Origin of the sequence: Acinetobacter lwoffii (assembly GCF_019343495.1) — a bacterium.
GTDB lineage: Bacteria > Pseudomonadota > Gammaproteobacteria > Pseudomonadales > Moraxellaceae > Acinetobacter > Acinetobacter lwoffii_P.
Map to the genome: position 1 here is coordinate 164,524 of NZ_CP072550.1, position 12,659 is coordinate 177,182.

Below are 12,659 nucleotides of genomic sequence, written 5' to 3' on the forward strand. Positions count from 1 at the left end.
GATTCCATTTATAAGATTTAAATAAAAAAAAGATGCCACCCACAGGGGATAGCATCCAAGATCTCAAAATTGCTTATAGTGCCAATTCAGGATCGCTATTCTTTTGTTTGCTTAATTCTGGATCTGCTTGTACTTCAATGTTGGTCATGAGCTTAGTCCAATATTCATCGTATTCAGCTTGTGACATCTCATTAATGACTTCATTCCATTTAACTAGGTTCTCATGTTGATCTGTACCCGGTTGGAAGAAGTGCATTGCATTTCTGACATACTGCTGATGATCAGCAAAACGCAGTTCAGCAATATTTTCCTGAATATAGTCCAGGCCTTTCACCGTAAATTCGCGAATCTCCTTCATGATTGCATCTTTTTCTATACCATGCGGTTGAGTTACAGAAGATGAACCACCTTCAGGACATGGGTAAACAAGCCAATCATTACGCAAGTTCATTTCTGCTAAGGTCACTTGTAAGTACTGCTCACCACTACGGGCAAACATTTCATGTGCGGTCGTCCAATACGGCTTCTTAGCACTTGTTAAGCCCTCTAATACCATCGCATTTTTGTAGAAATCAGTTTTTAGCTGAGATTGATTAGTTGATGTTAAGCGATCGTTCGTCTGTAAGCTTAAAGAAATTAACTTTAAGTGTTCATCTGACAATGGTTTAGGGCTGTTTTCTTTGATGAAGTCGAGTGCACATATCGCAAACTGACTACGCAACATTTGTCGATAATCACGGAATACAACTGATCTAAAGACTGTACTGTTCGCTGCACCAAGTACTTGCGCTGCAAAGACACGATCATGATCAATTTCAGAACGAGATTGCGAGATATATTTGTTGAGCTCAGTCCGTGGGATTGGATACTCATTTTCAGACAAGAACTTATGCAAGCCTTGGGCAACGTGCATATAACGTCTATGTTGTATGGCGTCCTTTTGGAAAAGTTCAGGATCTTCATGACGATTAGCGAAGTTAATCAATGAAGATAGTTCAGTATGCAACTTGCCACGTTCCGCAATAAACGTATTAATTTTCTCTTTTATGCTGTCTCTATCTGGCGTAAACAAATCAACAATGTCAGGTTGATCTACCAATGTTTTATCCAAAATCGTTTTGATGCTGGTTTCATAAAACTTGACTTGATTCTCAAGATTCGTGCGAAGTACTTCTATCGAGTCATCCTTTTTCATTGGCAAGTAATACATCGCTTGATTTACTTTGGCTGCAGCTTGCAACAAATCTTGGTTAATGTTGGCATACTTCTCAGACTTAATGTTATTCAATTCTGCAAAACGAGTTAGATAAGGCTGTACGTTTTCCATCATCATTTTTGGTTGATTGCGTGTCATCGCACTAAAAATGAGATGGTCATAGGCATGGAAAAATTCATGACCAAACGAGCCAAAACCTGAATTCTTGGTTAAGTTAATCACACGGTTAGATGGCTCGTAATGTGCCATCGCAGCGGAACGTCCACGCGAACCAAAAGCAACACCCAACATACCGTTAAAGCCAACAAATTTCGGATCTATATCAAGTGCCTTAGCAAGAGCGAAACAACCGTCATATGCGTTATTTAATGCGATTTGACGATCGCTCTGGTTCAAGTACTCGCCAAACTCTACGGCTTTAAATCCAAAGGTCGCTTGCAAGGTATGTGCTGTAACATCTTGGCCATTACGTGAAGCAATGTTTTCCGTCACAACCACATCACTGAGCTTGAATGCCTTACGCATAGTACGAGGCTTAGCATACTCTTTGAATAGGGCATCTAAGGTACTCGCCGTGTCATCTACAATGTTCGATACATTCTTTTCAGATAACGAGACTTCTTGAGTATCATCATTCTCTGCAGTTGCGTCTTTGGTTTTTTTAGCAGTTAACAGATCCATTACTTGTTCAGATAGACCAGCATCAGATCTGCTAAATAGCGTACTCGAATCTATAATGTTGCCACTTCTAAAAGTAACAGTCGCTTTTACTTTGTCTTGGAACGGTTTGGCATCAATCGCACTACGTATTTTTTTATAGATAGAGTAGGTGCCTTTAACTGGCGGTAACTCTTTCCGTAAATGATGAAGTGCTTCAGTGAGCGTTTTACGTGCTTCACTACTATCGGTTTTCGCCAATTCAGAACTAATAATCATGTCAGTGGCAGCATATTCAGCATAGCTTTCTACCAATGAAAATAATGACCGATCTAATGATTTAAACGCCGTGAACAGATCTTTGTCTTCATTCAAACGAACGTATAAATCACATGCATTAGGAATAAATTCACGAACTGTTTTTGCTTCCATTAAAGCATCACGCATACTTAAAACAGCGTCATAGTATCCAGCACCTACTTTTTTAAACTGTTCTTCAGTGGCATTTTCAAGCGGATAACGTGGCTGATCATTCGTCATCTTGCGTACAGCGTCAGTCAGCAAGTGAATGTAAATATCTCGACCAGCTTCTTTTGCTTGTAAAACCGATTCCTTTTTCCAAATTTTGTCACGCGTAATTAGGTTTTTGACTTGCAAAAGCGACATATCTTGAATCTGACTGAGCGATAAACGTGGACCATACAGATCCTTTTTCGCACCAGGCATTTTCATACCCGTATCTTCAATAAGTCCAACTTCAGAACGTGACTCAGTGGCTTTCGGTTTGGTTGTTTTTGGCTCTTTTGGTGCTTCAGCTTCAGGCTTACCCTCAGACTCAAACAGTGATGTTTGCTCTGGAGCAACTGGCTCAGTCGGCTCTACAACTTCTACCGTTGCTTCCTGTACTTCTGGTTCAGTAGGCTTTTGAACTTCAGGTTCAGTTACGATCGGTTCTTCAACCAATGGTTCTTGGGCAACTTCTACAACAGGTGCGCTTTGAACCATATGTTCAGGTTTATATACTTGATCGCGAGACTTAAATAATTCTGCTTTTTTGAATGATTTTGCAAAATCAGTAATTAAGAAGTTCTTAGAGTTCGGGTGCTTTGGCGTAGGAAGAATTTTATAGCCTTGATCAACAAATTGCTGATGTTCGGCATTATTCACAATGGCCAGTTTTAACGGAGATTGATCATCGGCAACTTTAATCGCGAGATCGAACCGGTCTTTAGATTCAAGTAGCTTTTCACCAAAGGTAAAATCAATTTTATTGACCAATGTTGAAATATTAACAGCCACAATCTCATTAAGGCCTTTAACATCAATATTTTCAAAACCGGGTGATAATGGCACCTTGATTGTCTGCAGTATGTTTTCACGTAACCCAAGATCATTTAATACTTGGTCCACAAGATGCGCTTTTATCCCGTTTAACTGGAAGTCTTTAAACAATCCACCACGCTCGTTGAATTTAGCAAACTGCTCAACATTATCAAAAACCCGTAATTGATCATGCTGTAAAACTGGTGTGTCTTTATCTATGACAGAAATCACTAAATCAGCACCGTCATTGGCCACAATAATTTTGGAGCCGTTTTCAAACGCTTGATCCATTTCTTTTTGATGGATGTAGTCGGTAAAGACGTTCATCAAATCAACATTGGTCATCACATCATTGCTTTTCACAAAATCGATTAGATCTTGTTTCGCCGTTGGATCGATGTATTGATTATCGGCATCACGCAAAGTTAATGCCTTGTAATCGTCCAACTCAGGGTTAAACAATACCTTTTCTTTAAGGTGTAGGTTTTCGATCGACTGGAAGATCTGATAGCGTTTTTCTAATGAGTCGATCAAGTACTGCATTTGCTCTTGCGTACTTAAAACTGAATCATTGCTAAGCGTCAAAGCTTTAAACAGCGCCTTATCGTCTGCAGCTAAGTCATTCAGACTTGATTTAACGATTAAGCGATCGGTAGACGGAATCTGTTCACCGCTGAAATATAAGTTAATCGCACCGTGCTTTTGTTCATCAGCTGGTGAAACCGTGAGATAAAAATTTATCTCAGGAAACTCAAACTCTTTGATACGTTCTGGATTGGTGATAATGCTTAAAAGAGATCCCGTTTTTGTCTCGAGAGATTTATTTTTTAGTGCCGTCCATTCTTCAATAGAACGATTTTCAAATGACTGCAGTAGGGCAGAATTGATTAAATCACGGTTGAGGTTAAATCCATTCTTGAGTGAGTCTGGAGTCGATTGTAATGCTTCAAGCACAAGCCCATGTTTAAAGAGATTGCCAAAGTCATTTTCACTGTTAACATCGGTCTTTTCAAGTGGCAAGAAACTTGATGCATGCTCATAGACATTCTTAACTTCAATATCAAGCTTTAAGCCTTTTTCATATTTCGGTACCGCTTCCTTGGTCAAAATACGATTAAGAATTACATTCTTAAGGTCATCATAGGTCAGCTTGTTTTTGCTGATCGGATTAGAGCTCAGGATATGTTCAAACGAAGAAGCACCATTAATCATAATGGTTTTTTGCTTTTGTAATGAACTAACCTTTTGACCTAGATCCATCGGCAGTAAGCGAATGAAGTTCTGATCAGATGCTATCGTACTGCTATACACCGCCAAAGAACGTGCGCTAACTTCAGGCTCAACCATCAAAGCGTTACCTTCAGCTAGGTAGGTTTTTACCGCTTCTTCAGTCAACGTGACGACATTTTCAATTTTCGAGTCTTTTGGCGCCGTGACTTCATTGTAGGTCGGTGTTAGATAACCTAGTGCCATCAAAATATGCTTGTGCTCATTATTAATAATGGCAGTAACCGCTTCAGATTTAGACTCTTCACCCACGGCATTTTGATAAAAGTCTTGTAGATAGCGCTTATACGCCATACTTACCGCGACCTTTTTATTTAAGGCAAAAAGCTGTTCTTGTGTATTTGAGTTGAAGTGGTCTTTATGTATCACCTTAGGCAGATAGTTTTGAAAGCTGTCTACCACATAGATTTCATCTTTTTCGAGTGTTTCTTTTAAAGACAAAACTTCATTGGTCGCAGCAAAAACAATCGCGTTGGCCAGTGCATTACCAGGATTCGTGCGTACACGTAATTCCTCATTTATCGCATGATTGAGTTGCGACCTAATATCAGGTAATCGGTTAAGGATAGGGGAGTCAGGATTGTTGCCAATATTGCTACTCAGCTCAGAAAGCACATGAGCCACATCGATACGCTTATTAAAACCCTTGTAGTTACCGTCCTGTTCTAACAGGTTATAGAATCGCTCTAAGCTTTCATCCGATAAATATTGTGATGCAATGCTATGGGCATCACCATCACCAAGCGCCGTAAATTGGCTATTAATACTATGCAGTTGTTGAAGAATACGAGGCATTTGCTGATGAAATGAAAAGTAGTTTTTACCTACATTTTCAGCACTGGTCGCAATCATGTCCTCAATACTGTTATCCAGCACTGATACAGCATTCGAGAACACCATATCGTTAAAATCTGGCATTGCAGATTCTTGAGATGGTGAATATCCCAAAATAGAATATTCAAACTTTTCGACTGCAGATAACTCTTGATCTTGTTCATCATAATAATGAACCACATCAAACTGGTTAACAGCTTCATTCCAAAGCCCGTTAGGTTCTTCACCTAGATCAACGTTGAAATGATAAATGTCAATGTCATTTGAGGTGTGAGTAGCTTCAAACTCGTTCGCCTCATCCAATAGACGTTGCATTTCATCTTGCAATTCATCATCGGTGACAACGCTTTGTAGGAAGTTATCCAGATCCGTGCCGTATTCTTCACGGTCTATCACTGAATCAAAAAAACTATCATAAAGATTGTTCAGACGCGTAGAAGCAATGTTTAACTGACTTAATGCCAATTCCATTTCATAAGCTTGATCGTCATAGGCTTGCTGATCCAAAACATACGCATTTTCAGTAGCAACAGCGACTTGAATCGCAACCGCTTTTTCAATACGCTCACTGATGGTATGTGTTGCTTTCGCTTCAACAATCGCTTGACGTTCTTCTTTGAGCTTTGCAATTTTTTGTAGGTATTCTTGCTTAATTTTTCGCATTAAAGCGAGTTTAGTCAAAGAGTCCTTAATGACTGGTTCTGGAATGTTCGGCTTAAACTTGGTGTGTCTAAAAAAGTGATCAATTCGATTGAACAAACGTTTTACTGGAACCTTAGGTTCAGGCGGTATGGTTTGCTTAATTTGATTGAGATCCAAGCTTTCTAAACTTGTACCGATGTCATCCAAACTTTCATAAATTAATTCACGATCAAAACTGCTATCACCAATTGAGTAGGGATCAAATGTTCTTAAATTATTAATATTATTTTGAACGCTTTGGATCAGGTCCTTAATCTTATCGGCAAGGTCGAATTCTTCTACATCTAAAGTTTGGTTGTTGTATTCCCAAACTTTCCAATCATTGTCCACCAGCTGTAACGCAGTTGTTTCTATACCAAATGGTGCCAATGCTGACGGGATGCTGTTTTCTTCGTATGAATACAAACAGTCATTGATTTTCGTGACTAAGGTTTGAAGCTTGATCAATCCTTGGTGATTAACGGCATGATCATCCGATCTAAGCGCATTCACAATTGGATCAATGCTCGTATTCAGCCCCTTATTCAGCTCTCGAATATCAATAAATTGCTTCGGTAAGCTGTTATACGCTGGCCATGCTGGATGTGAAGATATTTTATAATTGGTCAGCTCAGGAATTTGCGTAATATCTTTTAGGGCAAGTACTTCACCGCCTGAATTAACCGAAATCACTAGCTGTTTGCTTAGTTCAATAGGCTCTATCGTATCTTCTATGAGTCCAGCATTTAGCGCTGCTTCTTTATCAACATAATAACGAGTCAGTGTTTTATCTGCTTGGTACCCGTAATGGTCTAAATCAGCCAACGGCAATGGATCTACGGACTGCAGTAATGTCGGTAGCTTATTCCAGCCTAAATCTGCTTTATTGAATTGTTTAACCGCACCCATAATGGTTGTATTTGGGGCAAACGGTTTTTGCTGTTTTGCTTGGTAAAGCACAACGGACTTTTGATTATTGAGTTCAAATAGGGATTGCCACTGGTTTTTTTCAGCACTACTCATTGGGTTTTGCAGATATATATCTGACATATCCATTTCAATGAGGTCATTTTTAGAGTCGTAAGGAAAAACAGATTTTATGTCAGCAAGAGAGAGACTATCTTGCGAACTCTTATACATAAAACTAAGGTCGTTATTTTGCTCATTGGTGATATAAACAAACTTTCCAGTCTGTTTTAAACCTGTTAAGAAGCTGTTTAAGGATGTGTTCAACTTTTTCTCTAAAAGCTCAACATCTTTAATCTTAATAATGGCTGCTTGGTTTCTTAAATCAGTTTTAGGGGTTACTACAAGTTGAGCGCCAAAGCTACTCAGATCCAACCATTTCTTTTTAGTTGACATATAAACTCCATGGCAATATGTATAAGCATCTTTTAATTAAAATATCAAAGCACCATCGGTTACTTTTGAACGGTATATACTAAAGATTATAAGAGAATTTATATAAAGAAACTATCTAAAAGGGTTTTAAACAAAGAAAGGGATGGCTTAAAACCATCCCTTTTTTTTAAGTTTTTTTCATTATCAGCCTGATAATGAAAAAATCAGGCTATTTACTTGCCATTGCTTGTGAAAGTGCAATCCTACGAATGTTACCCGTAGACTTAGAACGATCAGTCACTTCAATTGAGCCGTCAGTTAATTTGCTTTCAGCAGAAACTAGCGCAGCCAATACCGCTTCTTTACGTTCATTTGACTTGTATTGTTGATATTGCAAGTTCAAGCGTTCAGTACTTTGAATTAAACCATCGACCATCAAACCACGTTCATCTTTAATCGCTTGTGATTTAGCAAAGTCTTTGTAATCTTGCCCTGAACCTAAATAACGAGAGACACTTTTTTCCAAGTGTTGCATCGGTGCAAGTTTGGTACTTGAATCATGACTATTGGTACCACCACCAGCAACAGGGGAGTATTGCGCTTGAATTGCTTTCAAAGAGGTAATTGCTGGAGAAGTTAAAGCATCTTTCGCCAGTTTAGCCATCACATAATCTTGACCAGCAGATGTTTTCGCAATTCTACCGTCAATTGGAGCATCAGGTAGACCAACCATGTTGTTGATCAATGCATTTTGAGCACGAGCCATCGCCGTGTCTGGCGCTGCAGTCGTGAATAAAGTTGAAGCTTGTAAACTTAGACCAGCATTTTCACCAGCAGCACCACATAGTCCAGACGCAGCCTGAGAAGTGGTACAAAACTCATTATGAGCTTGTAACATAGCTTCTTGTGCTTTGTGAGGGTTCATGTAGACACCAGGCGCAGCAACCACTTCAGAGCCAACTTTATTTAAAATTGAACTATCAGCAGATTTATTGTCTTGTTGAGCTTGTTCACGATCGCCTAAAACTTCACACGCTTTAAATGCTTGGCCATGTGCACCAAACTCAAATTGAGCTTTTTTCATTTGCTCACTTTGTTTAACAGCTTGGTACGCCGTTACAAGACTTTGTGCGTTTTTATGTGCGTTATCTGAAATACCTTGAGCAGATACAGCCTCTTGTTTCGTCAGGATCTTAATCGCTGCCGTCACATCATCTTGTTGCTTTTTAATGCCCAAAGATAAGTTTGTGTCCAACGCACGTAACGCAGCGCTTTCCACCGCATCAGCCTGTTGAATAAGCATATTCAAGGTATTTACTGCCATCGGGTTGCCCACGGAAGCACAGTAATAAGCAGATGCAGAACCGCTAATAATGGCGAGGGTTAAACCGAGTGCACTAATTTTTGAACGAGAGCCGTGCGCTTGTGGCGCTTTCATAACTTTACGTGATGTTCTTTTCGGAGTACGCATTATTTAGTCTCCTTAAAATTGAGGCATAGTTTGTGAAAGCTTAACTTTCACTGACTGGCCGTATTTCGTTTTCACATCATCTTTTATCGGCTGAGATTTCGCTAAAAGTAATGCAGACAATAAACCTTCTTCACGCAAACTTTGCTTGTAAGTTTGAAGATCTAAATAAACAGAAACACCGTTAATGATATTGGCTTCTTTAAGTAGACCGCGTGGATCTTGCATCGCCATCGCCATTTGCCATTTTTTAGCTTCAGGACCACCGTAGTAACGTGCGATTGTTTGGTCGATCAAATCGTTGGCAGACACCATTTTGCCGTCAATATCTTTGAATGATTTTGTATTTTGCGCGTCAATAACCGCCAAGCTATACGCTGGCATAGCAAGTAAAGCTGTTTTTTGGTTTGTTGCTTGCAAATAATCTCGACCAGCTGGAGTACGTGCCGTTGCATTAGACAATGATTTATCTGGTGTACCTAAAATGTTTTCACGCACGTAATGTCTTGCAAGAGCTTCTTTTGAACCAGGTGCAACAGACTTAAACAGTAGGGAAGCATTGGTATCGCCACCCGGTAATTTAGACAACGTACATTGACCAGCTTGTGCTTCAGCAACCGTACAGAATTCAGCTTTATGCACGTTTAGGCGTTGATTAATCACTTCCTGTTGAGAGCCAACTAATTTACCGCCGACTTGAGAAGTTTGAGTCGCCATATCAGCTGCTTGATCAATCACTTGACCAGATGCACTCGACATATTTGTATTTTCAGCCAAAACCTCACAAGACTTAAAGCCTTGACCAGTATTGGCGCCATAAGCAAATTGTGCTTTTTTCATGGTATCTGACTGTAAAAGCGCTTGAATACCAGAGGCAATAGTTTGGGTGTTTTTAGTTGTCGCATCGGTAATTTGGTTAGCAGCTTGCGCCTTTTGCTTCACCGCAACTTTAAGCGCTGCAACGATGTTTTCAGTCGAATCATCTAACTTTCTACGGGTACTTTGAGATACTTGTTGAATATCATTTGCTTGGTTGCTTGCATGCTTAGGAATCTGAGAAGACATCTCGCTCATAATCGTACCCAAACCAACCGTAGCCCATTCAGCAAAAACAGGACTACTAATCACCAAAGTTGCACCTAAAATGACAGGTACAAACTTTGATTTTCCTTTAGGCTGTCTTAAAGTATTTTTACGCTTTCTCATAGTCATTACTCAAAGAATTTGGCTGAAGCATTGGAGTTTGGTGTAGTGCGTTGCATCACATTATTAGCCACCGAATAGTTAGCCAGTGATGAAAGAGTACTTCCAGCCATGTATTTATTTTGAAAATCAACGCAAGTTGATGAAGAGCATTCCATCAATCCGACTGGAACAACGTTGTTAGATGCAATTGACGAGTAGTTCAATGCAACAGTCGCTTGCTGTTCAGAAAGTCGAGAACGAGAAAAAACAAAAGCAGTATCAATGTCGCCATACTGCAGACCATTTGGAATCAAATTACAGACACCCATTTTTGCTTCTTCTACGCCACACGAGGTCGCCAAGTGAAACGCATATGGTGAGGTTGCTTCATCTGTTGAATTTGAGAAAAGTTTCCCTGAAACATCTTGCATGTATTTAGAAACGTTAAAGTCTTTTAAGTTTCTATTGAGATCGGTTTGTTCACGTTCTTCAAGAGCCGTACAAAAAGCTGAATCAGGGAGGGCAGCATTCGTACCAGAATTTAAAATCGCTTTTTTGATCTCAATATTTTTATCGACACTTTGAATACCAGCAACGATCATTTCTGAATCACGCGTTTGGTTATCAACAATTTGATTTGCACTGACCGCTGTTTGTTGAGTAGATACACGCACAGCAGAACGTACCATCAATTGCTGAGCTTGTATTGCAAGCTCAGAAAGGATAGTGCCAAGACTAAAAGCATTGGTAAAAAGTGGTACGGATAATAGACCAACCGTTAAAGTACCCACCGCAATTGCTTTAACAGGTGAAAACTGATTAACAGTAATTCTTCTTTTACGCAGATTATTTCTATTTTTCATACCACCCCCAACTTAAGAGAAAAAGTCTTTAATTGATTGGGTGACAGAAGTAGATTCTGAACTTGAAGTTTTTGCGTTAGACGGTGTGCTAGTACTGGTTTTTTGATCAGTTGAATAAGAAACTGGACTAGTCGAGCTACTACCATTGATTGTATAAGTATCTCCACCCTCAAAAGCACCGCTAGGCATAACTAGACCAGGATCAAGTTTACCAAGTTGACCATTCACAGCAGTACCAAGCGCACCCGATACATCAGTATATTGACCAGCTTTGTTGATTTCACCTATAACATCATTCAATGGACCAACAAGTTCAGTACTTGCAGTTTTCATTGCGTCACACGCTTTTTTAGTCGCGTAATCGACAACCATTTGTTGCGCTGCATTGATGATTGTATCAAGTGATGGAATAGTCACAGAAAGGTCAATGATTTTACCGATGTCAGCAAAACAGCCACCTTGACTAGCTGGACTGAACATTTTGTTAATATCGATTGGACGACCCCAAACCGTCATTTGTAGATCTAAGTTGTCTTTAACGACTTTACCGATCCCATCAGTTGCACATGATTCAATATTGGTTTGAATGTTTTGAGCAGCTGCTTGTTCACCTTTTTTAACCGCCATGAAGTTGTTTTCAGCAGCAGTAGAGTTGAATGACGAATTAGAACTGGTAGACGAATAATATCCGCTATTTGAATTCGACAAAGGCGTATCACCACCAGAGCTACTTGCAATGGTCGATGATGTTGCGATGTTTAAGTTACCCATGTTTTGAGTATTACTGGTAACAGAAGCAACGGAACTTTGTTGAACTGCAATAGCACTTGAACACCCAATAACGGTAGCAACAAAAATGCTTAAAGCACTTTTAGTTTTAAAAGCTGGCTTAACATTTTGTAGATTAGGGTTAGTCCTTAAAGTCTTGCCCCGAACTTGTTGTAGCCTTTTAGCTTTCTTGTGATTGTTACGCATATCTAGCCCTTTAAAAGAGTTATGATTAATGTTTTTTAGAAGCAAGTTCGCAAAGCACTACAACATCTTTTACTACAGCTTCACTACTTAAATATAAGGTAGCTATAAGGTGTTTTAACTCATATATCCTTTTAGCGAACTTATATATAGAATCATAATACCATTCTTCACCATATTGTAGTATATACTTCTCATTGGTTAAACATAGTTTTATGAATTCTTTTAAAATAGGACGCTTAAAAATAATAGCTGTCGTAATATATATAAACTGAGTACTAACCAAACACATTAAAGTATTAATTAGCTCTACTTCCTCTTTTAAGCATTCCTGTAAAACCGATGGCTTTAGGGTTTTAGAAAAACCTTCCTCAGTCACAATATCTTTTAAAAAACCTGAATCCGAGTACTTATTTTTCAGAAAATTACTTAATTCATGCACGTTCTTTAAGTAAATATTGATCTGATCTTTAGACGCAGTTTTGAAATGTTCCTCTACACGTTTTGGATCGTTTAACGTGATGTCGAGCATTTCAGATTCATTATTTTTTTGATTTAAAAGCACAAAAGCGGTGAAGCTGGTAACTTTGCGTGTTTCGCCAAGATAGCCACTACTGCAAGCATTCAAAAAAACAAGGCAATGCTGTTCAGTAAGATACAAGCCGTATTCTTTTGGTGTACCTGGTTCAAAGAAATTGAGTGAACGCTTATCAAAATGAAAAGTGTTCTCTAAGGTCTGACAAAAGTAGTTAATAGAGTGTACAAAAGCTTCTGGTACAAAGGTTGTAGGCTCTTGAGACAATGCTATGTTTTGGCTTTCTATGCTCATTCC

At 39.1% G+C, this 12,659-nt stretch carries 6 protein-coding genes; all 6 read right to left on the minus strand.

Annotated features, from left to right (window positions below; translation table 11 throughout):
- Nucleotides 1-73: 73 nt before the first annotated feature.
- Nucleotides 74-7,360, minus strand: a complete 7,287-nt coding sequence (locus J7649_RS15145; RefSeq protein ID WP_077170157.1) for an LPD1 domain-containing protein — start codon at nt 7,358-7,360, stop codon at nt 74-76.
- 208 nt (nt 7,361-7,568) lie between these two features.
- On the minus strand, nt 7,569-8,810 hold the full coding sequence (locus J7649_RS15150) for a hypothetical protein (RefSeq protein ID WP_005028681.1): 1,242 nt from the start codon (nt 8,808-8,810) through the stop codon (nt 7,569-7,571).
- Nucleotides 8,811-8,822: 12 nt separating this feature from the next.
- The gene (locus J7649_RS15155; RefSeq protein ID WP_005028684.1) at nt 8,823-10,013 is read right to left on the minus strand and encodes a hypothetical protein; all 1,191 of its coding nucleotides are present in this window, start codon (nt 10,011-10,013) and stop codon (nt 8,823-8,825) included.
- Between the two features lie 5 nt (nt 10,014-10,018).
- The gene (locus J7649_RS15160) at nt 10,019-10,855 is read right to left on the minus strand and encodes a hypothetical protein (protein WP_005028686.1); all 837 of its coding nucleotides are present in this window, start codon (nt 10,853-10,855) and stop codon (nt 10,019-10,021) included.
- A gap of 12 nt (nt 10,856-10,867) precedes the next feature.
- Nucleotides 10,868-11,830: a hypothetical protein gene (locus J7649_RS15165; RefSeq protein WP_077170159.1), complete on the minus strand. Its 963-nt coding sequence runs from the start codon at nt 11,828-11,830 to the stop codon at nt 10,868-10,870.
- Between the two features lie 25 nt (nt 11,831-11,855).
- Nucleotides 11,856-12,656, minus strand: coding sequence for a hypothetical protein (locus J7649_RS15170; RefSeq protein WP_024160804.1), 801 nt, complete (start codon nt 12,654-12,656; stop codon nt 11,856-11,858).
- Nucleotides 12,657-12,659: the final 3 nt, after the last annotated feature.

What these genes read in the sequence shown, in the direction of transcription:
- J7649_RS15165 (WP_077170159.1), bottom strand. Translation starts at nt 11,830, where the DNA reads ATGCGTAACAATCACAAGAAAGCTAAAAGGCTACAACAAGTTCGGGGC.
- J7649_RS15150 (WP_005028681.1), bottom strand. Translation starts at nt 8,810, where the DNA reads ATGCGTACTCCGAAAAGAACATCACGTAAAGTTATGAAAGCGCCACAA.
- J7649_RS15170 (WP_024160804.1), bottom strand. Translation starts at nt 12,656, where the DNA reads ATGAGCATAGAAAGCCAAAACATAGCATTGTCTCAAGAGCCTACAACC.
- J7649_RS15145 (WP_077170157.1), bottom strand. Translation starts at nt 7,360, where the DNA reads ATGTCAACTAAAAAGAAATGGTTGGATCTGAGTAGCTTTGGCGCTCAA.
- J7649_RS15155 (WP_005028684.1), bottom strand. Translation starts at nt 10,013, where the DNA reads ATGAGAAAGCGTAAAAATACTTTAAGACAGCCTAAAGGAAAATCAAAG.
- J7649_RS15160 (WP_005028686.1), bottom strand. Translation starts at nt 10,855, where the DNA reads ATGAAAAATAGAAATAATCTGCGTAAAAGAAGAATTACTGTTAATCAG.